This is a genomic window from Enterococcus sp. JNUCC 77, from assembly GCF_054819945.1.
In genome coordinates this window covers 1,158,309-1,182,967 of record NZ_JBTHIG010000001.1, presented here as the reverse complement: position 1 = coordinate 1,182,967, position 24,659 = coordinate 1,158,309, and the positions used below count along the sequence as shown (strand labels likewise).

Genomic DNA, 24,659 nt, shown 5'->3' with positions numbered 1-24,659 from the left:
AATAAAAAGATTATACTAGTTTTTATAACACCAACAAATGAAAAACCACCAGCTGAAAACTGATGGTTTACTATTTTTTAATTACCGTACCAACCGATACCTTCATAATTCCAGCCATTTGAAACTAAGTGGTCACGTTCATTTGTATCTAATGTATAATGATGGGCTCCTGCTTTGGCGTTTTTATTATACAGACGATGTAAAGCAGTTTCTCCACCAGAGCGCCAAGAAATCCCTTCATCTTTCCATCCTTGAGCAACTAAATTGTCACGTTCAGCCGCAGACTTTGTATAATGATGATCTCCAGCGTTAGCATTATACAAACGGTACACATTCTCACCTTCATTCGGTGCATTCCAGCCGCGGCCTTCATAATTCCAGCCAGCTAGAATTAAGGAGTTTCTTTCTGCGCCGTTTGAAGTATAGAAATGTTCACCACTGTTAGTATTATACATTCTATACATTGCTGTTGTGCCTTCAGGGCTCTCAAGATCAAGAGGCATACTGTAATCACCAATATAATCTGCAGAAATGTCGAATCTACCGGAAACGTTGGGGAAACCTAATTGAGAAGACCATTGCCATGCACCATATTGCGTATAATAATTTGTTGTAGTCAGAGTGTAAGGATACGCAGCTACCCAAATATTTTTCTCACCAATACTTTGACCATTCACACGTCCAGAAGTTAGCCAGTATAAGCCAATATAATGTTTGGTATTGTTAAAGCCTAACTGTTTTAAGCGGTTAGCAAAAGCAATTGAATTGGCCGTATGGTCTCCTTTACCGGCAATATTGGGTTCTTCCATATCATTAATCATTACAGTGCTCTTATCTAAACCTAATTCATTTGCAAATTGCGCATAATAATCTGCTTCTGCGGCAGCAGCAGCATCACTTGTGAACCAGCTATAGTGGTAAGTTGATACAAGTAAACCAGCTGCTTTGGCATTATCAATCTGTGATTTTGCATATGGATTACGATAAGAAGTCGCTTCAGTTAACTTGACAGTTACGCCTGTTACACCGTAAGCCATCATAGAACGATATTGATCCACTGAAATTGTTCCATTATGTGAAGAAACATCAATAAAACTTTTTGATGGTGTATTATTATCAGTCGCAGCAACCGATGGTAAAGTTGCTCGAGTCGTAGCTGAAAGAACTTGTGGAAGCAAATCAGATCGTCCGCTTGGCGCCATGTAAAGACTGCCATCTTCACCAATCAATGAAGCTGGGTTTACTGATTCTTGATTATCTTGATCCTGTTCAGCTGATGCTGTAACAGAATTATTTTCTTCAGATGTACTTACTTCTTCAGCCAAAGCTGGTGAAGCAATGTTTAAAGCCATCATTGACATTAAACTTAAACCTATCCATTTTTTTTTCATTATAATCTCCTTTGGTAAACATTTTAACCTAGTCTCAGTTTACCAAAAAAGACTAATGAAATGAACAAAACTATTTATCTTTATTTTTACAATTTGGTTACATCACTATTTATAACAAAAAAAATCAAAATCCAATGAAGTATCTGGATTTTGATTTTTTTAGTTAACTTACTCGAACCATAATAATATCGCCTTCGATTTTCACTGAATCCTCTTCAGGAAAGACCCCCATATCATTAAAGTCAGGTAAAATTTCTTGATATTCTTCCTCTGAAACTCTTTTAATTGGCGTTCCTGTGATATCAAAGAAGTTTGCTACGCGATGACTCACACCAACGGGACTGTTCACATCCCAATTATAAAAACTATGACCTAATACATCTCCCATCATTAATCCTCTAGAGATAGGAAATTGTTTTTGTCCAAAAATTGCTAGTTTGTAATCTAAATAACTCCCTTTGATATCTAGAGTATTAATTTTACTTCTAAGTTGTTGATTAAACCTTGACGCTTCAGTATAAATGATATTTTCTTGATTCGCCAAATAAGCCGATTGCTTCATTTGCTTAAATGAAATTATGACAATGATAATTGCTACTATAGTTTTTACATATTTTAAATTCAGTTTATTATAAATATAAAAATAGACATAGCCAACAGCCAATGGATAATATGGTACTAGAGATCGGATAGGGCCAATTGATCCAAAGATAAAGATACTTGAATGAATGGCGAAATATAATGAACTTAACAATAAGAATAACCAGATCCGATTTTTCTTAGCAAAAAATAAAGCTAAGTAAGATACGATTACAACTAAGACCATTAGCTTACCAAAATAAATTGATTGCGCACCACTGTAAAGAGAATAAGTATTATTAATAATACTTGAAAAAATTTCTGAAACTGGCAATTTCCCCCATAAAATAACTGACTCTACATAAGGATTTTTTTGAGTGCCTAATAAAAATAAAGTAAGATTATACATCAGTTGATTCATAATAAATATGACTAAAAAAGACCCTATATATGAGGCAATTAATAATAAACCGTCTTTTAGAGAAATTCTTTTTTCAGAACTATCCACTATTGCGATAATCATAATAATTGTAACAACTACAAACGTAATCCAATTAGATGGATACACTGAAAAAGCACACACACCTAGAATAATATTAATTGCCAAAAATAGTTTCTTTTTCTCTGACATAAATAAGTAGAAAAAATAAACAGATAATATGACACATAGATTTGATAAAGCTACTTCAAAACTTTGCAAAATAAAATTATACTGTTCCAATAAAATAGCCGATGAAACAAATGTTGCGGGAATAATCCAACTTCCTTTTTGACGGCTTTGATATATGCGATCCAAGATGTAAGAAAATAAAATTGACATAAGTCCCAATATTAAATAAGTTAAAATATTAATTAAAAACACATTAATCGTATAACCTGAAATAAAACGTTTCAAAAAATAAAGTCCGTATCGACCCATTTCTGCCCATTGTATGAACCCATTCATAGGTGCCAACAACATAAACTCTTCCGTATCAATTGAAAAATTATAATAAAATATTTTCGCTCCAAAAGACACCAATATCACTAAGTATGTAAGTAAAATTAGCGCTTTATTGTTTTTCCCAAAAGCTTTTAAACGACCCAACTCACTTAGTATCATTTGTTTCCCCCTTAATTATCAATCTGTTCCCTTACATAAAAACAAACAAGTAGTGCATAATAACTGCTCACACTACTTGCTTATTTTTCTTTTAATTAAGAATTATTTTTCAACAGCAGACTCTGTTACTAATTCAACTGCTTTTTTAATTTTAATATCATGTTCTAACATATCTTCAGTTAAAACATTGCGGATTTGATCTTCAGGCATTTGGTACATTTCAGCTAAAGATTTAATTTCTTCATCAAGTTCGCTTTGTTCAACTGTGAAGTTTTCGGCAGCAACAATAGCTTCCATTACTAAGTTTGTTTTCACACGGTTTTCAGCTTCTGCTTCAAATTGTGTGTGTAAATCTGCTTCAGTTGAACCAGTTAGTTGATAATACATTTCTGGAGAAATACCTTGACGTTGCATGTTGTTAAGAAACTCGTCCATTGAACGGTGAACTTCATCGTGAACCATCACGTATGGCAATTCAACGATTTCAGCATTTTCGACAGCTGCTTTAATGGCAGCTTCTTCTTTTGCTTCTTTCGCAGCAGCAGCTTTTTGTTCTGTTAATTCTTCACGATATTTTGTTTTTAATTCGTCTAATGAATTAACTTCTTCATCAACGTCTTTAGCAAAATCATCATCTAGTTCAGGTAATTCTTTGCCTTTTACTTCATGAACAGTTACTTTGAAGACTGCTTCTTTACCAGCTAAGTCTTCTGATTGATAATCTTCTGGGAAAGTAACAGTTACGTCTAGGCTATCATCAGCTTTGTGACCTACTAATTGTTCTTCAAAGCCTGGGATAAATGAACCAGAACCTAATTCAAGACTATAGTTTTCACCTTTCCCGCCATCAAACGCTTCTTCACCAACAAAACCTTCAAAGTCAATGACTACAGTGTCGCCATTTTCAGCAGCGGCATCTTCTTTAATCACTAATTCAGCTTGTGCTTCTTGTTCACGTTTGATACGTGCGTCCACATCATCTTCTGTTACTTCTGTTTCTTGTTTTGGTACTTCTAAGCTTTTGTATTCGCCAAGTTTTACTTCAGGTTTGACAGTTACAGTCGCTTTAATTACCCAATCTTGTCCTTTTTCCATGCTATCCACATCGATATTAGGTTGTGAAACTGGTTCAACACCAGACTCTTTGATTGCTGCTTCATAAGCTACAGGTAAAATATCATTTAACGCATCTTCATAAAGTGCTTCTTCACCATACATTTGGTTGAACATTTGACGAGAAACTTTTCCTTTACGGAAGCCCGGTACGTTTAGATTTTTTTTGACTTTATTAAAAGCATTTGTTAATCCTTTTTCAATTTCTGGTCTCGCGATTGAAAAAGTTACTACACCTTCATTGGTGCCAGTTTTTTCGAAATTTACAGTCACTTGATTTCCCTCCGAATATTAAAATTTGCATACTTGTTAAGTTTACACTACTGAATAAAAATTGTAAATATAAAGCTTAGTTCTCAACTCTTTAACTCTGATAAAAGCTTTGCCATTTTTTTAATTTTTCTCGTATTTTTTTGATTTCTGAGTCATCATTTTTATCTGACGATAAATAGCTGTTTACCCATTCGGCAGTGTCTGAATAAAACACCTGTAAAGGATAAAGTAATGCTTGCTCCACATAAACTTCCTCAATTAAATTTTGTAGCAGGTATGGATCTTGATGCTCCAATTTCTCAGCTAAGCTCGCAATAATATCATTCATTAACTGATCTCTCAGATCAGTACCAATTGTTTTTGGATTTAATTCTATTATTTGATCATTCAAATCGAGATAATCAAAGACTTGATCAACTTCATTTTTCGACAATTCTTCGAATAAATAATTTCTAGCCAACAAAGTAACTTTATCCTCAGATAAAATTTGTTTGCCTAGTTCGATTAAATCAGCCAAAGATAAGTTCTCGCTTTTCTTTATTGTTTCTATTTGAACAAGTACCGGAGCCTTTAATTCTTCCAGCAATTCATCCAAGCTGTATAGTTGATCATCAGTACATTCTTCTGGAAACATTTGAGCTTGCTCATCTATTACATAAGAAAAGTCATTGACTTGCTCTTTAGTAATCAATTGCTGCTTATATCCCTGCCAGACCCAAGCTCGGGCTTTTTCAAATTGATAATTTAATAGTAACAACTGTAAAAAATACTCAAAGCGCTGATAATCAATCAAATAATTATCTAACATTTCCTCTGCATATTGGATGGCAAGTTCAATATTACCTTTTTGAGATGAAATCGTCGATAACATAAAATTTACTAACGGATCTTTATTTATTTTATAAGCCTTTTCAAAAGATGAGAATGCTTGATTCATATCACTATTTTCTAAAGCCAAGTGTCCAGCTTTACAATAAAATTCAAAATTTTTAGGAAATTGTATTTCTGACAACCTACCCTCTCCTTTCATTAATATAAATTCCGAATGATTAAAACTTTTTCAATTGGCCCCTTGGCATTCATTTTTTCAGCTTTTTCTACTAACGAGTGTCCCGTAAAAACTTCATGATTTAAAGGATCTTCTATCTCAAAAATTTTTGTTTCTTCTATACTTAAAGCATTTGGTGAAATTTCTTGTATGCTATCCCAGCCAGTATCTAAAAAAATTTTTGTTTCATCATTTATGCCATCTTTATTTTCTAATTCCGCCAAAAATTTTTTTAGCTCTCCAATGGTTAAATTTTCAATTTCCATGACAACCTCCTATTGATTGATTCATTTTATTTTAACTGATTCCATCGAATAATTGGAGATTTTTCTCTTAAATTTAGTTAATACCTGACATAATTTGGAAAGTTCTTTCACAATCTCATCTATACCAATTAAAAAATAATCAAAATAAGTATTTGACACTTTTATGATTATAGTTTATATTTATCAATGTTTCCGGCAGCAATGAATTAAATCTTTATTAGATAGACCAATAAGATAGCGCCAGGCCTTTACAAGGTGACGAGGAAGAAGCTTATCGAAAGATTCGGCGGATGGCTTCAGGGTTGCTAAGCTCTACAAAATGCGATAAAAACTTTTTAACAGGAAAAGAACAAAGACGCATTTAATTAGCTCGGAAACATATATTGTGATGAAAGTAGGAAAAACATTATGTGTGGAATCGTAGGAATCGTAGGAAATAACAACGCAACTAAAATTTTAGAAAACGGCTTAGAAAAATTAGAATATCGTGGCTATGACTCGGCAGGCATTTTCGTCGCTGATGAGGCAAACGATTATTTAGTAAAATCTCGCGGACGTATTGCTGATTTAGAAGCAAAAATTGGAGAAGACGTTCAAGGTAATATCGGAATTGGGCATACTCGCTGGGCAACACATGGTGAACCAACAGAGTTAAATGCCCATCCTCATACTTCTCAGAGTGGACGTTTTGTCTTGGTTCACAATGGTGTAATTGAAAATTATGATGATTTAAAAGCAAATTTTTTAGCTGAAGACACTTTTTATGGAGAAACAGATACTGAAATTGCTGTTCATCTAGTGGAATACTTTGTTGAACAAGGATTAACTACAAAAGCAGCCTTCCAAAAAGCCTTAAAAGAAATTCATGGTTCCTATGCTTTTGGTTTAGTCGATAAAAATGACCGGGAAACAATATATGTCGCAAAAAATAAAAGTCCTTTACTAATCGGTTTAGCAGATGGTTTTAATGTGGTATGTTCCGATGCAATGGCAATGTTAGAACAGACCAATCAGTTTTTAGAAATCAACGATGGTGAAATGGTCATTGTAACCAAAGATGCTGTATCAATTGAAGATTACGCAGGCAATCAAATTGCACGGGAACCTTATACTGCAAAAATCGATTTAGCAGATATGGAAAAAGGAACTTACCCTTATTACATGTTAAAAGAAATTGATGAACAACCTGCAACAATGCGTCGAATGATTGGTGAATATACTGATGAAAATGGTCAAGTCGTGGTAGAACAAGATTTATTAGATAGTCTACTAGCAAGTGACCGGATTTATATTGTTGCGGCTGGTACAAGTAACAACGCCGGTCATGCCAGCAAACAAGTCATTGAACAATTAACTCGTATCCCGGTAGAAGTTCATTTATCTAGCGAGTTTGGCTACAATATGCCACTACTTTCAGAACGACCTTTCTTCATTTACTTAACACAAAGTGGTGAAACTGCTGATAGTCGTCAAGTTTTAGTTAAAACAAATGAATTAGGTTATCCTTCTCTAACAGTGACCAATGTTCCTGGCTCAACTTTATCACGTGAAGCTGATTACACGATGCTTTTACACGCAGGACCTGAAATTGCTGTTGCTTCAACTAAAGCGTATACCGCTCAAATCGCAGCATTAACTATCTTATCTAAAGCGTTAGGTGAAGCAAAAGAAATTGCTGAAGCACAAGATTTTGATTTGGTGCAAGAATTAGGAATTGCAGCCAATGGTATGGATGTTATGATTTCTGAAAAAGCTATGATTCAAGAAATCGCAGCTGATTACTTAGCTACGACGCGCAATGCTTTTTATATTGGTCGCGCTGAGGATTATTATGTTTCGATGGAAGTTGCTTTAAAACTAAAAGAAATTTCTTATATCCAAGCAGAAGGATTTGCAGCCGGTGAATTAAAACATGGGACAATTGCCTTAGTTGAAGAAGGAACACCGGTTATGGGAATTATTACTGATCCGATAACTGCTCCACATACGCGTGGCAATCTGCGAGAAGTTGAAAGTCGCGGTGCGCACACCTTAGTTATTGTCTCTGAGGAATTAAGTAAATCAGGTGATCAAATTATTTTGCCAGTGGTTCACCCATTATTACGTCCGCTAGTATCAGTTATTCCTGGACAATTAATTGCTTATTACGCAACCTTAGAACGAGGACTTGATGTTGACAAGCCTCGAAACCTTGCTAAGTCAGTAACAGTTGAATAAAATTACAAGCAGCCGACAAAATAAAATGTCGGCTGCTTTTTAAATGTCAGTTAGTATTTGAATTTCTTGACTTAATTTTGCCCAATGATTAGTGGGTCCGTGACCATGTCCAACAAGTATTTGCTGTTCAATTGCGCCATGAATAAAAGCTTTACCAATTTTTATTGCTTCCATTAAATCAGTTCCCTTAGCTAATTCTGCAGCAACACAAGCTGAAAATGTATCTCCCGTACCGTGTGTTCTGATCGTATCAATTCGTGGACTAGTTAGCCAAAACGATTGTCCATCAGCTAATAAGATATAATCAGCCGCTTCACTATTTTGACTATGACCGCCTTTAATAATAACGTTTTGAGCACCGATTTTTTGAATCTTTCTAGCAGCCTGTTTTATTTCTCGATTGGTCACAATTTTTTGTCCAATCATTACCTCAGCTTCTGGTAAATTTGGGGTAACTACTGTGGCAATCGGAATTAAATTTTCTATGATAGTTCCTACCGCTTCGTCTGTAAGTAATGGATGACCTCCTTTAGCAATCATCACAGGATCAACAATTAACGGACCAAAATCTACTTTTTTTAATTGCTTTACTACAGTTAACACTCTTTCTGTATCTCCCAGCATACCTGTTTTCGCTGCGGTTATCTTGAAATCAGCAGCCAAAGATTGAAATTGTTCTTCGATAAATACACTAGGAATCAACATACTATCTTGAACACCATAAGTATTTTGTGCTGTTAACGCAACAATAATGGACATACCAAATGTCTTTCTTGCTTGAAAGGTTTTCAAATCTGCCTGAATACCGGCACCGCCACCTGAATCTGACCCAGCAATCGTTACTACTTGAGGGGTACTATTTTCCATTTACCTGCTCCTTATTATCTTTAAATTTATTTTTCAATGCTAAAACTTTCGCTTCAATATTTGGACTTTGCATAATTTCACTGACAATGGCTACACCATTAATTTTTGAACCTGACAATTCTTCTAAATTATTTTCTTTTATCCCTCCGATTGCTACAACAGGAAGCTGTGTGCATCCAGTGATCTCTTTTAAAGTATTGATTGCAACCAATGAGGTGTCCTTTGTTTCTGTTGGAAAGATTGCTCCAACACCAAAATAATCAGCACCTGCATCCTCAGCTTCAGTAGCAGCTTCCAAGCTCTTAACAGAGACACCTAAAATTTTATCTCCAATCAATTGCCGACAAATTTCTACGGGCATTTCATCATCGCCAATATGTAAACCCGCCGCATCAACGGCCAAGCAAATATCTAGGCGATCATTTATGATTAATGGAATTTTGTAGTGATCAGTAATTTGCTTAACTTTTAGGGCACGCTGATAAAAGTCACGCGTGCTTAATTCTTTTTCTCTTAACTGCAGCAAAGTAACTCCACTTTTACAAGCTTGCTCAATTATTCTAAAAAAATCCTTTTCTGTTAAACCAGATGAATCTGTTACTAAATATATGGAATAATCTATCAATTTAATACCTCTCCTTTTATTTTTTCCCACCATTTGCTATCTTCAGATAATAAAGAAAGTTGATTCAATGTTTCTTGACGAAAATTTGCAAGTCCTTGTGTCTTTTGTTTAGCAACTTCTCCAGCAAGATTAAAATAAGTAATTGCCGTTACACTTGCTTTTACTGGTGATAGCCCTTCTCCTAATAATGCACAACATAAAGCTCCAACAATATCGCCAGTTCCAGTAAAACAGTCCAATTCAGCTACACCGTTACTCAATAGAAAACAAGTTCCATTTTGGCATACTAAGTCTTTTTCACCAGTAGCAAAGAAAACTGTCTCAGGGTATTTATCAGTCAATTTTATCATCCCATTTTGCAGTTCCTTTAAACTTTCTAACGTTTGTTCGCTTACATTTACATCAACCCCTCTTGCTTCGGAGCCTAATTCACACAAACTACGCATTTCTGAAATATTTCCTTTAACAACTGTCGGTTGATTTTTTAATAATCTTTTCGTGATTTCAATTCTTAATGGACTAGCAGCCGCCCCTACCAAATCAACAACAATCGGTACATCAATTTCATGAGCATATTCAGCTGCTAATATTATGTTTAGCTCACGAGTTGGTGAAATATGTCCTAGATTTAACAATAAGCCATCACTAACGTTTAAAAACGATTTAAATTCTCGTGGATCATCTGCCATAATCGGTTTTGCGCCAACATATAATAATGCGTTAGCCACCGACTCACAAGTAACCTCATTGGTGATGCATTGAATTAATGGTGCTGATGTTAAAGGAAAAGCTGATTCGACAAATTTTGTAACTTTCAAATTAAATTCCTCCTTTTTTTATTATTATTTAGAAAAAAACTCTCTTTGCAGTTGATAAAGACAAAGAGAGTTTTACAAAAAAATCCCAATCAAAAAATGATTGGGATTGGTTTTGCTATCATTGACATTTCCCTGCACCAGTACTAACTGTCTCAGGTTCAATGGGTATTATCTCAGCCTAGGGCACCCCAAATGTTTCTATTCAATTGTAAAAAATTCTAACATAGCCTTATAAAAATAACTAGTATTTTTTAATCTAAGCCTATTTCCGCACGAACAACTGCCGCAATTTTTTCAACATAATACTCAACTTTTTCAGTCGTTGGCGCTTCTGCCATGATTCTTAATAAAGGTTCGGTACCAGAAGGACGCACTAAAATACGTCCATCTCCATTCATCTCAGCCTCTGTTTCATCGATGACTGTTTTGATTGCTGGAACGTCCATCGCACCGTATTTATCCTTCACTCGAATATTTACTAGTTTTTGCGGATAAATCGTAACTTCATCAGCCAATTCAGACAATTTTTTATCAGACTGTTTCATGATATTCAACAATTGGATCCCTGTTAACATACCATCACCTGTTGTGTTGTAATCTAGAAATAAGACATGGCCTGATTGCTCTCCACCTAGGTTGTAATCATTTTTACGCATTTCTTCAACTACATAGCGATCGCCAACATCAGTAATCACATCTTTCAAACCTAAAGCCTCGATAGCTTTATGGAAACCAAGATTGCTCATAACAGTTGTTACTACAGTATCTTTTTTCAAGCGTTTTCTTTCGGATAAGTATTTGGCACAAATATACATGATTTGATCGCCATCAATAACCCGACCTTTTTCATCCACTGCAATTACTCGATCGCCATCTCCATCAAAAGCTAGACCGACATCAGCTTCTTTTTCTAAAACGAATTCAGCTAATTTTTCTGGATGAGTTGAGCCAACACCATCATTAATATTTAATCCGTTTGGTGAAGTACCCATAGTATAAAAATCAGTTTCTAAATCAGCGAACAAACGGTTAACACTAGTTGAAGTTGCGCCATTTGCAGCATCAATACAAACTGTGATACCTGATAAATCATTTGGTACCGTTTGGACCAAAAATTGAGAATATTTTAATAAACCTTCATGGAATTCATCTAATGTTCCCAAGCCTTCTGCAGAAGGGCGTGGTAATAAATCTTCCTTTGCATCTAGGAGTGCTTCAATTTCAGCCTCCTGATCATCGACTAATTTAAAACCGTCTCCCCCAAAGAATTTAATACCATTGTCTTCGGCAGGATTATGAGAAGCCGAGATCATGACACCAGCTGATGCCTTTTGTGTTCTTGTTAAGTAAGCCACACCTGGAGTAGAAATAACACCTAATTGAAATACTTCAATTCCTACAGATAGTAAACCTGATATTAAAGCCATCTCTAATAATTGACCAGAAATTCTAGTATCTCTACCAACTAAAACTCTCGGTCTGCCTTCTCTTTCTTCATGCTGACTCAAAACGTACCCACCGCAACGTCCTAATTTAAAAGCTAACTCTGGCGTTAGCTCCTTATTAGCGATACCGCGTACCCCATCTGTTCCAAAATATTTTCCCATAATAACCTAAATTCCTCTCTTTTCAATTTGATGATTGGACCGTTTGAGATTGACTCGTTTCGGTACCAGTTTGGTTGCCTGAATCAGATGATTCTGGCTGCTGCTGATTTGGATCTTCATTTTGAACACTGGAAGAGCTCCCCGCGTTCTCTTCTGTATTATCACTAGATTCCGTATTTCGATTTATCGTAATTTGAACACTGACGCTTTTAGGTGAAACACTAAAGCCATCAGTTGGAATATCAACCATTTTCGTTGTATCGTGATCTAAACCATCAATGTTTATTGGCACACCAATTCTAGTCACATTTTCGACTGAGGATTCAGCACCAGTAATGTTGGCCGTCGACCGAGTTAATTGAATATTATAACCATCAATGCCATCTGGTCGCGTACCTTCCTCAATCGGATATAAATCAACTGATTTAGTTATTTGTGCCATATCATATGTGACGCTAACCGTTTGAGGATTTGATTCAATGGGTAAAACTTCACCATTTACATTCAAGGCTTGTACCTGCGCTTCTACTTTATCTCCATCATTTGTTAATTGGCTACCATCAACAGAAGCGACAACACGATCAATCTCTTTCATTGTATCTCGTCCGCTAGTAATTTCAACTTTTCCAGGATCAATCGTTAATTGGTCAACAGTCAGATCAGTTCCCGTTGAATTTGCATTTAAAGAAGGTATAATTGAAAACTCTTTGGTTTGTCTTCTTTCAATTGTCGCTGAAATAGTTGTTGGATCAATCGTTGCCGTAACAGCGGTTGGTAAGTTTTTAGTCTTTAAACGTACCTCATGCGTTCCCGAACGATAACTTTCTAAGTCTGCTTCAATTGTAAAATCTCTAGTGTCTGCATCAACTTCTTTATTCAGTTGAATACGATTAGCAGAAGTCAATTTTACAGTTACAGTACTGGTATAACCATGAACAAAATACTGATCGTCATCATAAACCAAATTTACTGGTACATTTTGAATCACTTCTTCATATGTATCATCTGAAGAAAAAAAGCGATTAACATTTGAGCTATTCACATTAAAGAAAAGGACTAAGCTAAAGGCTAATGAAATTAATAATATAGGTAAATTTTCTTTTTTAAATTTCAACCGCATTATTTACCTCCTCTCGAAAAACCATCGATAAAGGATTGCAATAAGGTTTTCTTGTCTTTTTCAGCTACTGGAATTAGTTCTCGTTTTAATATTGTTAAATATTCTTCTTGAGACAAATCATGTAATAAATCATTATTTAAGGTAATACTGACTCCGCCTGTTTCTTCAGAAACGATAAAAGTAACCGCATCACTTACTTCACTAATACCGACTGCTGCACGATGTCGGGTCCCAAACTCTTTTGGAATCAGCATACTATCAGACAAGGGTAAATAAGCTGATGCTGCCGCAATTTTTCCGTTCTTAATAATTACAGCACCGTCATGCAATGGTGTATTTGGAATAAAAATATTGATTAGTAATTCACCAGAAATATCGGCATCAAGATCTATTCCCGTTTCAATATAATCATCTAAACCAGTGTTTCTTTGGATAGTTACCAGTGCGCCGATTTTTCTTTTTGACATGTACTGAATTGCTTTATCAAAAGCTATGATCATTCTTTCATCGTCGCGTGCTTCTTTTTTACTTGTTTTAAAAAGTGTCGTCCGACCTAGATGTTCTAACCCCCGTCGAACTTCTGGTTGGAAAATCACGATGGCAGCTATTACACCGTAAGTAATCACATGATTCATCAGCCAAGACAATGTGTGTAAGCCGATTAATTCTGCTACGATCCAGATTCCGATAAATACAGCGACACCTTTAATTAATTGATCTGCTTTTGTTCCGCGAACCAATTGGAACAATTTATATATTAAAAACCATACAACAAGAATGTCCAGTAGGTTTACAAAGATGTTCCAAGTAGAAAGGTTTTCAGAAAAGAAGCTTGTCCAATAATCGGCTGTAAATAATTCAACTAAACTATTTGGCATAAGGAACCTCTCTTTCTATTCAATTTCTTTACAAGTATAACATAGCAAGTAGAATCTTGTAGTGTTTTAAACGCTATCATACTGCCTTTGAGAAAAAAATAATTATTATGGTAAAATAAATTTTTCGTAAGTTTTTAGTACAAAGTTATAGGTTTTTGACGGTATTTTCTGTACACTATGGAGGAAGGAGGGAATATAAATGGATATTTCTGTTATCAAAGGTGAACTAGTCAACGACTTTAATGGAATCAAGATTGGTTCTGATCAAGCACCAAAAAGAATTGTAGAATTTATGAATTTACGTTGTCCCTACTGTAAAAAATGGTTTGATGAATCCAGAGAATTGTTAGATGCAGCGGTAAAAGAAGGAAAAGTCCAACGTATTATTAAATTATTGGATAAAGACAAAGAAAGTTTGCAACGGGGAAACGTGATGCATGAATATATCAAAAATGCACCGGTTGCTCTAGAGCAAATTAGCCAAGCATACGCTACTCAAAATACTTGGGGTGAACTTTCTTTGGAAGGTGTTGCAGCTTTTGCTGAGAACACTTTAAAACTAGAGCAACAACCAAATGAAGGAACTCAAAGAGAGATTCGTAATGAGGCTGAACAAGCAAACATCAAATTTGTACCGACTATTTTAGTTGAAGACAAGATTTTTGATGAATCAGTTAGTGAAGCTGAATTACGCGACTATTTAAATCTATAAAAAAATTCAGCTATACAATAAAATGTATAGCTGAATTTTTAGCTTATTTTAGTTCTTAATTCTTCTGCAAACTCATTGATTTTTCGAATGCGATGATTGATCCCAGACTTAGATATTGATCCTGAAGGAATCATCTCACCTAATTCCTTTAAACTAACTTCTGGATGTAACAATCTTAACTCTGCGATTTCTTGTAATTTTTCTGGTAAAGCCTGCAAACCAATCGTATTTTCGATAAATTGGATATTGCCAATTTGCTTTGAAGCGGCGTCAATGGTTTTATTCATATTAGCCGTTTCACAATTAACTAAACGATTCACTGAATTTCTCATATCTCGCACAATTCGGATATCTTCAAATTTCAACATAGAATTAGTTGCGCCAATCAGTGTTAAAAAATCAGCAATTTTTTCGGCACCTTTTAAATAAGTAATATACCCATTTCTTCGTGCCAAAGTTCGGGCATTAAGGTCAAAACGATTCAATAAATCACAAATATCTTGATTATGCTCTTCATAAATTGATGAAATCTCCAAATGATAGCGACTGGTTTCCGGATTATTAACGGATCCAGAAGCCAAAAATGCCCCACGTAAATAAGCGCGAATTTTTTCATTCGTATCAATAATTTCCTTAGCGATATGAGCCTGAAACATATAACCATCCATAATATTCAGATCAGCCAAAATATTTTGTGTGCCATGTTTTAAGCGAACAATATAAACGTTATTCTTTTTTAACTTCATTTTTCGCCGAACCAAAAGCTCACTTTTAACATTGTAGTGATCCTTTAATAAAGTATATATTCGGCGCGCAATCGCAGCATTTTCTGTCTGAATGTTTAATACAAATTGATGATTATTTAAACTTAGCGAACCATTCATTCGAATTAATGCGGCCAATTCAGCTTGTGCAACCTCTTTTTGAACGGCTAAGCCCGTCAATTCTTTTTTTACTTCTGCTGCAAATGACATTTCTTAGCCTCCTCACTAAATTTTAGCACCAAAAACGATTCTAAATAGTTCTTCCACCACTTTTTCGCCATCATGAAAAACACCACCATTTCTTAATTTTAAGAAATCAGTGGAAACTACCCGACAGCCTTCTTCTCTTAAACCATTGAAATCATGAACCACCTGAACCAAATATTCATCATAAATTTCTGGATCCATATAATTTTCTGGGACTTTTTCAGTATTAACTAAAACTGTATCGATAAATTTTGCATCTAGATGTTCATGCAGAACGCGCACATGATCAGCATCACTAAAATGTTCCGTTTCACCTCGTTGGGTCATAATATTGCAGATATAAACGACTTCTGCAGCAGTTTCTTTAACCGCATCGCCAATTTCCTTAATGACTAAATTGGGCAAAATACTGGTAAATAAAGAGCCTGGGCCCAAAACAACCATATCGGCTTCTAAAATAGCCTTAACAACTTTACGAGAGGCTTTTTCTGCTGTTTTATTATTTTTATCTGTCACATATACTCGATGAATTGTTTTGCGATCTTTGGCAATTGATGACTCACCAACTGCGGTCGTTCCATCTGTAAACTCAGCGTGTAACACTAAAGGTTCTTCTGACGAAGGATAGACGTGCCCGTCTACATGCATCATATTAGTTAACAGTTGAATAGCTTCATAAGTGCTGCCACGCATTTCTGATAAGGCAGCAATCAACAAATTTCCAATCGTATGATTGGCTAAAAATTTATCATCTTGGTTAAATCGATATTGGAATAAATCATTATACAATTTTGGCATATCAGATAGAGCAGCCAAAACATTCCTTAAGTCACCTGGAGGGGCCATATCAATTGAATTTCGTAACTCACCTGAACTGCCACCGTCATCAGCCACCGTCACAACTGCTGATATTTCGGCACTTTCATTTCTCAAACTTTTCAAGATAACCGGTAAGCCAGTGCCACCACCGATTACAACAATTTTAGGTTTACGAATCCGATAAGTTTTTAATTTCATGAACGATTCACCGTCTCTTTGCGCTTATCCTTATCACGGTGAGTAATATTTACTTTGTAATCTAGCGCCCTTAAAGCTTGACCAATTCTCTGGCTCAGAGCAACCGAACGGTGTTGTCCACCTGTACAACCAATGGCAATCGTTAAGGAACTTTTCCCTTCTTTGATATACCCCGGCATAATGTTTTTTAAAAGACGGTAGAAATCCTGATAGAAAGATTCAGTTTCCGGAAAGCTCATCACATAATCATAGACTGGTTTATCTAACCCTGTTTGCGGCCGTAACTCCGGAATATAATGAGGGTTTGGTAAAAAACGAACATCCATTACAATATCGGCATCAATTGGTAAACCATACTTAAAGCCAAAAGAAACCATTTCAACATGAAACCCTAAATCAGTATTGGTTTTAAATTCAAAATTTATTTTTTCTCTCAATTGTCGTGGTGTTAAATCTGTAGTATCAATTACCATGGTTGCCCGCAATTTTAAATCTTCTAAAATTGCCCGCTCTTTACGAATACCTTCTGTAATTAATCCTTCCATCGCTAGTGGATGGGTTCTGCGGGTTTCTTTATAGCGTGAAACTAATTCAGCATCTGAAGCATCTAAAAATAATGTACTGGTATCAATCATGCCAGTGTTTTCAATTTCAATTAACATATTTTGAATCTCTTCAAAGAAATCCCTGGATCTTAAATCTACAACTAAAGCTATTTTAGTAACTTTGCCACTCTCTTTAATTAATTCCCAAAATTTTGGTATCAAACTAGGGGGCATATTGTCTACACAAAAATAACCCATATCTTCAAAACTCTGTATCGCAACGGTTTTTCCAGCACCACTCATTCCTGTTATGATGACTAATTTTAAATTATCCGTCATAGCGATCACATCCTTTCATCTCATCTTTAGAAGTATAACATTCCTGGCGTATCATTACTATCTATTTTGATCATTAAAAAAACAGATCTCCTAAAGAGAAGATCTGTCTGCCAGTGCTCGCTCAATTGTTCGATCTGCTAAGATACTTTGGGCATCAGTCACTGAGTAAGGGACATCCGCTGTCATTTCTTGTACTAACGACAATTCTGTACAGCCTAGAATAACTTCGTGACAGCCTAAATGATCAAAGACATCAGACAAAATTTCTAAATACAAGGCACTATTGATATAATCATTTTCTTTTACATCTTTGTAAATCAAATGATTAACCTTTTCCTGTAACTGTTTATCTGGTTTCATGACTTCAAAACCTAGATCCGTCAATTCTTTTTGATAAACACCAGCGTACATGGTTCCTTCAGTTGCTAATATTGCGACTTTTCCGCCATTTGGCTGTTTCATTTGTAACGCTTTCGCAGCTTCTCTCGGCATATGAAGTAATGGAATTTCTGTTGCAGCTTGTAATTCTTCATAAAAATAATGAGCCGTATTACAGGTTAAAACAATAAAATTTGGCTGCAATAAATTTTGTTGTCGGATATCATCTAATAAGTTTATCCGCGGATCAGCTTTTTGGTTATCCAGAATGAAAGCCGTTCGGTCTGGTACTGTTGCGTGATTAAATAATACATAGTTTAAATAATCTTGGTCTTTACGGGCAGTGATCCGATGGTTAATTAAGCGAACGAAACTTTCAGTCGCCATCGTTCCCATGCCTCCTAAAATACTAAAAAAGTTTTCCAAGTTTATCCTTCTTTCTCTTTAAAGAATTCATCAAAACGCCCTTTATATTTATAAAACATATATTTCATCAGTACCCATCGACGTAGCCCCATGTCCTCTTTATAAAAGACAGTAGTTCCCCAACGATTATCTTTTAATAATTTTTCAGCAAGTTTTTTGTCCTCGTTGTTTTTAGCGTACTTTGTAAACACATCATTTGGTACACCCATCCATAGAACTGCTTTATCTGGTTCCGCCATACCGTAGTCAGTTTGTTGGAAAGGGATCTCAAAAATGCGATCTTCCGTTACATACTGCGCAAGATTAAATCCATTCAAAACAACAAAAAAACTACTGCGTCCCTGACGTAAATTAATTTCAAATAATTTATATTCCCCGTCACGAGAATCATACTTCATGTCAAAATTAGCAAACCCAGTATAATTTATTTTTTCTAGAAAGCTTTTAATCGTTTGATAAATTTTTTCATTGTACTCCGGTAAAATCGCTACGTAATTCCCGACAGCTTCAGGAGAAGGATCTTCTAACAAAGGATGACCTAAGCACATCATACGAACATTATGATTTTGATCCACATAAGCATTCAACACCCGCATATTGCTGTCATCACCAGGAATAAAATCTTGTGCAATCATTTCACTGGTATAACCATTTTCATAAATTCGTTTCAAAATAACGTCAAATTCATCACGGTTATCGAAAATAAAGGCTTTTTTTCGTCCTTCAAAATCGACTGACAACCATTCAACACTATCTGCTGGTTTTAAAGCCACCGGAAAATCAAATGGCAACGCTTGTGTCAGTAATCCATCTTCTAACATATCTTTGGTAATAATGAAAGTTTTTGGATAAGGCAAATGATATTCCTCGCAAATATCATAGAAACTAACTTTACTCATTAATCGCTCTAATAATGAAAACTCAATGTATGGACAAACATACCACTGGGACAATTCATCTTTGTGTTGAGAAATGAGTTCTGCATAACCATCACCACATGCAATTAACAAATAGCGCGTATTGGAATCATTATATTTTTCTTTTGCTAAACGACGCATTTCTTCAATAAAAACTGGATCTTTTGCGAATCCTGAAATTGTATGAATCGTTACAATTTTGCTATATTTTGTTGGCGCCAATTGTAAGCCGGCATATGCTTCAACATGAATACCATAAGCTTCATGAAATGACCGTGCCATGCCATAAACATTAATGTCACTACCTAATAAAATCGGCACAAATTTTTGTTGTTTATTCATTTGATTACCCCTCTAAACTTAGTCCTTTCAATAATACCACAAAGAAAAATGCAAGCAAAGAAGAGCTGTTCTTCCCGCTTGCATTTTTAAAATTATTTATCTAACACACGATTTAAGTAATAGCCGGTGTAGCTTTCTTTCACTTTAGCAATTTCTTCAGGTGTACCAGTTGCTAAAATAGTTCCTCCACCATCGCCGCCTTCAGGACCTAAATCAATCACATAATCAGCTGATTTAATCACGTCTAAATTATGTTCAATTACTAATACCGTATTACCTGCATCAACAAAGCGTTCTAAAACCTTCAACAAACGAGCAATATCATCAGTGTGTAAACCAGTAGTTGGCTCATCCAAGATATAAAAGTTTTTCCCATTAGAATTTTTATGGAGTTCTGAAGCTAATTTCATCCGCTGAGCTTCACCACCAGATAAAGTAGTTGCCGGTTGTCCCATCGTCACATAGCCTAAACCTACGTCGACAATTGTTTTTAGTTTACGATGAATTTTAGGAATATGTTTGAAGAATTCAACCGCATCTTCCACTGTCATCTCTAAAATATCAGCAATATTTTTTCCTTTATAATGGACTTCTAAGGTCTCAGAATTATAACGTTTCCCATGACAAACTTCGCAAGGCACATAAACATCTGGCAAGAAATGCATTTCGATTTTGATAATGCCATCACCTTTACAAGCTTCACATCGACCGCCCTTTACGTTAAAACTAAATCGTCCTTTTTTGTAACCACGAATTTTAGCTTCGTTAGTTTTAGCAAATAAATCACGAATATCATCAAACACACTAGTGTAGGTTGCTGGATTACTTCTTGGTGTTCGTCCAATTGGACTTTGGTCAATATCGACTAGTTTTTCAATTTGATCATAACCAGTAATCTTTTTAAATTTACCAGGTTTGTTAGAATTACGATTTAATTTTTGTGCTAAGGCTTTTTTCAAGATTTGGTTAACTAAAGTAGATTTCCCAGATCCGGAAACACCAGTCACCGCAACGAATTTGCCTAAAGGAAAGGCTACGTCGATATTTTTTAAGTTATTTTCCGCTGCACCAGTCACCTTGATTTCCTTGCCATTACCTTCGCGGCGCTCTTTAGGAATTGGTATTGATTTCTTTCCAGATAAATATTGCCCAGTTAAAGATTTGGAGTTTTTAGCTACTTGTTTTGGTGTTCCCGCTGCCACGATTTCTCCACCTTCATCACCAGCTCCTGGACCAACATCAATTAAATAATCGGCTGCCCGCATCGTATCTTCATCATGCTCCACCACAATTAGTGTATTTCCTAGATCTCTCATTTTTTGTAATGACTGAATCAGACGATCATTGTCTCGTTGATGCAAACCAATCGAAGGCTCATCTAAAATATATAAAACGCCTGATAAATTCGAACCAATTTGAGTTGCTAGGCGAATTCGCTGCGCTTCACCACCTGATAAAGTTCCAGCTGCTCGACTTAATGTTAGATAATCTAAACCAACATTTTTTAAGAAACTTAAGCGGTCACCAATCTCTTTCAGAATGGGTTGAGCAATCACAGTTTCTTGGTCACTTAGTTTAGCAGCCTCGAAAAATTCTAATGTCTGATTAATCGCACCTTCACTAACTTGACCAATATTTCTTCCGTCTACTTGAACCGACAAAGCTTGTGGATTTAAACGGTAGCCACGACAAGCTTGACAAGTTAATTCAGTCATATAAAGTCGCATTTGCTCTCTCGTGAAGTCACTATTTGTTTCGCGATAACGACGATCTATATTTGCGATAATCCCTTCAAAAGGAACTTCTACATCACGGACACCACCAAAATCATTTTCATAGTGGAAATGGAAGTTTTCACCTTTAGAACCATTTAATATAATATCTTTATGTTCTTCCGGTAAATCTTCAAATGGTGTATCCATATCAATACCAAAACTTGTTGCTGCTTGTTCCAACATTTGCGGATAATACTGAGAGCTTATTGGATTCCACGGAATCAAAGCCCCTTGCCGTAAAGTTTTAGTCGTATCAGGAATCACTAAATCTAAATCAACTTCCAATTTTACGCCTAAACCATCACATTCTGGACACGCGCCAAATGGTGCATTAAAAGAGAATAGCCTTGGTTCTAATTCACCAACAGTAAAGCCACAATATGGACAGGCATAATGTTCACTAAATAACATTTCTTCTTCTCCGATAACATCAACCAAAGCATAGCCGTCTGCTAGTCTCAATGCTGCTTCAAAAGAATCAAATAATCGTGAACGAATACCCTCTTTGATAACAATTCGGTCAATCACAATCGCAATATCATGTTTTTTGTTTTTCTCTAATTCAGGAGCATCGGTTACATCATAGACTTCACCATCTACCCGCATTCGAACATATCCTTCTCGTTGAATCATTTCAAAGACCTTTTTATGTTGGCCTTTTTTCTTGTTAATCACTGGAGCTAAGATTTGAATTTTCGTTCGATCAGGTAAGTCTAAAACTTTATCTACCATTTGTTCAACTGATTGAGAAGTAATTTCAATGTGATCATTGGGACAAATTGGATGCCCCACGCGTGCAAATAAAAGCCGTAGATAATCATTTATTTCAGTTACTGTACCAACTGTTGAACGTGGATTTTTACTAGTCGTCTTTTGATCAATCGAAATGGCTGGACTTAAGCCATCAATACTATCGACATCAGGTTTATCCATTTGTCCTAAAAATTGACGGGCATAAGCAGATAAACTTTCAACATATCGTCGTTGGCCTTCTGCGTACAAAGTATCGAAAGCCAAAGAACTCTTACCGGAACCAGAAAGACCTGTCACTACCACCATTTTATCTCGTGGGATAGTGACATCAATATTTTTTAAATTATGGGCTCTCGCACCATGGATTACAATCTTATCATTTGCCATAGTTTACTCCTGTTTCTTATAAATTCATTGTTTTTTTAAGCATAATCTTTTCAACCGAAAAAAGCTCAATTTTTACTCAGCTGCTTTTAATTCAAGAATTGCATCTCTTAAAGTCGCTGCCGTTTCAAAGTCTAAAGCTTTTGCGGCTTCACGCATTTCATCTTCCATTTTAGCAATAAATTCTTTTTTCTCTGTCTTAGATAATTCGTCAAAAGAAGTTGTGTCATAAGAAATTTCTTGATCTTCAGCAACTTTACTAATACTTATCAGTTCTCGTACTTCTTTGATAATTGTTTTTGGAACCATATTGTGATCTTGATTGTATTTTTCTTGAATTTCCCGACGACGAGAGGTTTCATCCATTGCTTTTTGCATCGAATCAGTGATCTTATCAGCATACATGACAACTTTACCAGATGAATTTCTTGCAGCCCGTCCAATCGTTTGCACTAATGAACGCTCGCTTCTTAAGAAACCTTCTTTATCAGCATCTAAAATAGCCACTAATGAAACTTCCGGCACATCCAATCCTTCTCTCAACAGGTTAATACCGATTAACGCATCAAATTTTCCCAAACGTAAATCTCGGATAATTTCCGTTCGTTCTAACGTCTTAATATCACTGTGGAGATATTTGACCCGCATTCCTAATTCTTTAAAGTAATCTGTTAAATCTTCAGACATCTTTTTCGTTAAAGTCGTAATAAAGACCCGCTCATTTTTCTCAGCACGTTCATTAATCTCTCCAACTAAGTCATCGATTTGACCCATGATCGGTCGAACTTCTATAACTGGATCTAATAATCCCGTTGGTCGAATAATTTGTTCGATTACGGTATTTGTTTGTTCATATTCATAAGGTCCAGGTGTGGCAGAAACATAAACAATCTGATTCACTCGTTCTTCAAACTCTTCTAAGCGTAGTGGACGATTATCCAATGCAGATGGTAAACGGAATCCATAATCTACCAACATTTGTTTTCTAGCCCGGTCGCCATTATACATTCCGCGAACTTGTGGCATCGTTACGTGAGATTCATCAATTACTAATAAGAAATCATCTGGAAAAAAGTCAATTAAAGTAAACGGTGGCTCTCCTTCAGAACGGCCATCCATATGGCGTGAATAATTTTCTATCCCAGAGGTATACCCCATCTCCCGCATCATTTCAATATCATAATTTGTCCGTTGCTCTAAACGTTGGGCCTCAAGTAGTTTATTGTCTGCTTTCAAAACTTCCAATCGTTCATCTAATTCTTTTTGAATGTTGGCAATCGCTTTTTCTAGATGATCCTCGTTTGTTAAAAAGTGAGTAGCTGGGAAGATTGCAACATGCTCTGTCTCACCAACAACCTCACCAGTCAGTGCGTCAACTTCACGAATGCGGTCAATTTCATCACCGAAAAATTCAATCCGTAATGCCCGTTCATCTCTTGAAGCTGGGAATATTTCGACAACATCTCCTCTTACGCGGAAACGCCCCCGTTGGAAATCTATGTCATTTCGTTCAAACTGGATATCAATTAGATTACGTAATAATTGATTACGGTCCATCTCCATACCAACTCGCAATGAAACAACTTGTTCCTGATATTCCTTTGGTGAACCTAATCCAAATATACAAGAAACTGAAGCAACCACTATCACGTCATTTCGTTCTAATAAAGAACTTGTCGCTGAATGTCGCAATTTGTCGATTTCATCATTAATAGAGGAATCTTTTTCAATATATGTATCACTGGAAGGGACATATGCTTCTGGTTGATAATAATCATAATAACTAACAAAATACTCGACCGCATTGTTTGGGAAAAATTCTTTAAATTCCCCATACAACTGTCCAGCTAAAGTTTTATTATGAGCAATGATTAAAGTTGGTTTATTTACTTCTTTAATTACGTTAGAAATTGTATAAGTCTTCCCTGTACCTGTTGCACCTAAAAGGATTTGAGCCTTTTTTCCATCAACAATCCCTTCAGATAATTGGTTAATAGCTGCTGGTTGATCACCAGCCGGCTGATATTTTGAATGCAGATCAAAAGTGTTTTCGGTCTGTCTATCGATCATTATATACGCCCCTTTCAAAATAAAATCTCAACAACAAATTATATCATACCGAACATACTTTCGCTATTTTTTACTCTTGAATAGTTAATATTTTCTTTATTGCCAATAATCTAACATCAGATGTAA

At 35.6% G+C, this 24,659-nt stretch carries 20 protein-coding genes and 1 riboswitch; of the genes, 2 read left to right on the top strand and 18 right to left on the bottom strand.

The window, feature by feature from the left end:
* Nucleotides 1-77 precede the first annotated feature (77 nt).
* From ACVWNY_RS05915 to ACVWNY_RS05895, 5 genes are all read right to left on the bottom strand, one after another.
* Entirely contained in the window at nt 78-1,391 is a 1,314-nt protein-coding gene (locus tag ACVWNY_RS05915; RefSeq protein WP_218325400.1) for a GH25 family lysozyme, read from the bottom strand.
* 163 nt (nt 1,392-1,554) lie between these two features.
* Nucleotides 1,555-3,072 carry a glucosyltransferase domain-containing protein gene (locus tag ACVWNY_RS05910; protein WP_218325401.1) on the bottom strand — a complete coding sequence of 506 codons (1,518 nt, stop codon included), beginning with the start codon at nt 3,070-3,072 and terminating at the stop codon, nt 1,555-1,557.
* 102 nt (nt 3,073-3,174) lie between these two features.
* Entirely contained in the window at nt 3,175-4,458 is a 1,284-nt protein-coding gene (tig, locus tag ACVWNY_RS05905; RefSeq protein ID WP_218325402.1) for a trigger factor, read from the bottom strand.
* 91 nt (nt 4,459-4,549) lie between these two features.
* On the bottom strand, nt 4,550-5,470 hold the full coding sequence (locus ACVWNY_RS05900) for a tetratricopeptide repeat protein (RefSeq protein ID WP_218325403.1): 921 nt from the start codon (nt 5,468-5,470) through the stop codon (nt 4,550-4,552).
* 17 nt (nt 5,471-5,487) lie between these two features.
* Nucleotides 5,488-5,772 carry a hypothetical protein gene (locus tag ACVWNY_RS05895; RefSeq protein WP_218325404.1) on the bottom strand — a complete coding sequence of 95 codons (285 nt, stop codon included), beginning with the start codon at nt 5,770-5,772 and terminating at the stop codon, nt 5,488-5,490.
* 408 nt (nt 5,773-6,180) lie between these two features.
* On the opposite strand from ACVWNY_RS05895, the gene glmS reads away from it, so the two are divergent.
* Nucleotides 6,181-7,989: a glutamine--fructose-6-phosphate transaminase (isomerizing) gene (gene glmS / locus ACVWNY_RS05890; protein ID WP_218325405.1), complete on the top strand. Its 1,809-nt coding sequence runs from the start codon at nt 6,181-6,183 to the stop codon at nt 7,987-7,989.
* Nucleotides 7,990-8,028: 39 nt separating this feature from the next.
* Here glmS and thiD read toward each other — a convergent pair whose 3' ends face one another.
* From thiD to cdaA, 6 genes are all read right to left on the bottom strand, one after another.
* Complete coding sequence (gene thiD / locus ACVWNY_RS05885) at nt 8,029-8,856, bottom strand: bifunctional hydroxymethylpyrimidine kinase/phosphomethylpyrimidine kinase (protein WP_438720124.1); 828 nt, start codon at nt 8,854-8,856, stop codon at nt 8,029-8,031.
* On the bottom strand, nt 8,846-9,514 hold the full coding sequence (gene thiE / locus ACVWNY_RS05880; protein WP_454071818.1) for a thiamine phosphate synthase: 669 nt from the start codon (nt 9,512-9,514) through the stop codon (nt 8,846-8,848). The genes thiD and thiE overlap by 11 nt, the downstream gene beginning before the upstream one ends.
* A complete protein-coding gene (thiM, locus tag ACVWNY_RS05875) occupies nt 9,478-10,299 on the bottom strand; it encodes a hydroxyethylthiazole kinase (RefSeq protein WP_438720126.1) in 822 nt (273 codons plus the stop codon). The genes thiE and thiM overlap by 37 nt, the downstream gene beginning before the upstream one ends.
* Nucleotides 10,300-10,411: 112 nt before the next feature.
* Nucleotides 10,412-10,500: riboswitch (TPP riboswitch) on the bottom strand.
* 50 nt (nt 10,501-10,550) lie between these two features.
* Nucleotides 10,551-11,906 (bottom strand): phosphoglucosamine mutase, encoded by a 1,356-nt coding sequence (gene glmM, locus ACVWNY_RS05870; protein WP_438720127.1) that lies wholly within the window; start codon nt 11,904-11,906, stop codon nt 10,551-10,553.
* A gap of 22 nt (nt 11,907-11,928) precedes the next feature.
* The gene (locus ACVWNY_RS05865) at nt 11,929-13,026 is read right to left on the bottom strand and encodes a CdaR family protein (RefSeq protein ID WP_454071817.1); all 1,098 of its coding nucleotides are present in this window, start codon (nt 13,024-13,026) and stop codon (nt 11,929-11,931) included.
* Entirely contained in the window at nt 13,026-13,904 is an 879-nt protein-coding gene (gene cdaA / locus ACVWNY_RS05860; RefSeq protein WP_218325410.1) for a diadenylate cyclase CdaA, read from the bottom strand. The genes ACVWNY_RS05865 and cdaA overlap by 1 nt, the downstream gene beginning before the upstream one ends.
* Before the next feature lie 199 nt (nt 13,905-14,103).
* Between cdaA and ACVWNY_RS05855 the strand changes: the two genes are divergently transcribed.
* A complete protein-coding gene (locus ACVWNY_RS05855; RefSeq protein WP_218325411.1) occupies nt 14,104-14,616 on the top strand; it encodes a thioredoxin domain-containing protein in 513 nt (170 codons plus the stop codon).
* Nucleotides 14,617-14,654: 38 nt separating this feature from the next.
* Here the strand turns inward: ACVWNY_RS05855 and whiA are convergent, their stop codons facing one another.
* From whiA to uvrB, 7 genes are all read right to left on the bottom strand, one after another.
* A complete protein-coding gene (gene whiA / locus ACVWNY_RS05850) occupies nt 14,655-15,590 on the bottom strand; it encodes a DNA-binding protein WhiA (protein WP_218325412.1) in 936 nt (311 codons plus the stop codon).
* 15 nt (nt 15,591-15,605) lie between these two features.
* Entirely contained in the window at nt 15,606-16,604 is a 999-nt protein-coding gene (locus ACVWNY_RS05845) for a gluconeogenesis factor YvcK family protein (RefSeq protein WP_218325413.1), read from the bottom strand.
* Nucleotides 16,601-17,488 carry an RNase adapter RapZ gene (gene rapZ, locus ACVWNY_RS05840; protein ID WP_218325414.1) on the bottom strand — a complete coding sequence of 296 codons (888 nt, stop codon included), beginning with the start codon at nt 17,486-17,488 and terminating at the stop codon, nt 16,601-16,603. Before rapZ ends, ACVWNY_RS05845 begins: the two co-directional genes overlap by 4 nt.
* A gap of 90 nt (nt 17,489-17,578) precedes the next feature.
* Nucleotides 17,579-18,292 carry an amino acid racemase gene (locus ACVWNY_RS05835; protein ID WP_218325415.1) on the bottom strand — a complete coding sequence of 238 codons (714 nt, stop codon included), beginning with the start codon at nt 18,290-18,292 and terminating at the stop codon, nt 17,579-17,581.
* Between the two features lie 2 nt (nt 18,293-18,294).
* On the bottom strand, nt 18,295-19,551 hold the full coding sequence (locus tag ACVWNY_RS05830) for a carboxylate--amine ligase (protein WP_218325416.1): 1,257 nt from the start codon (nt 19,549-19,551) through the stop codon (nt 18,295-18,297).
* A gap of 92 nt (nt 19,552-19,643) precedes the next feature.
* A complete protein-coding gene (uvrA, locus tag ACVWNY_RS05825) occupies nt 19,644-22,466 on the bottom strand; it encodes an excinuclease ABC subunit UvrA (RefSeq protein WP_218325417.1) in 2,823 nt (940 codons plus the stop codon).
* Between the two features lie 72 nt (nt 22,467-22,538).
* Nucleotides 22,539-24,533 carry an excinuclease ABC subunit UvrB gene (gene uvrB / locus ACVWNY_RS05820; protein ID WP_218325418.1) on the bottom strand — a complete coding sequence of 665 codons (1,995 nt, stop codon included), beginning with the start codon at nt 24,531-24,533 and terminating at the stop codon, nt 22,539-22,541.
* Between the last annotated feature and the right edge of the window lie 126 nt (nt 24,534-24,659).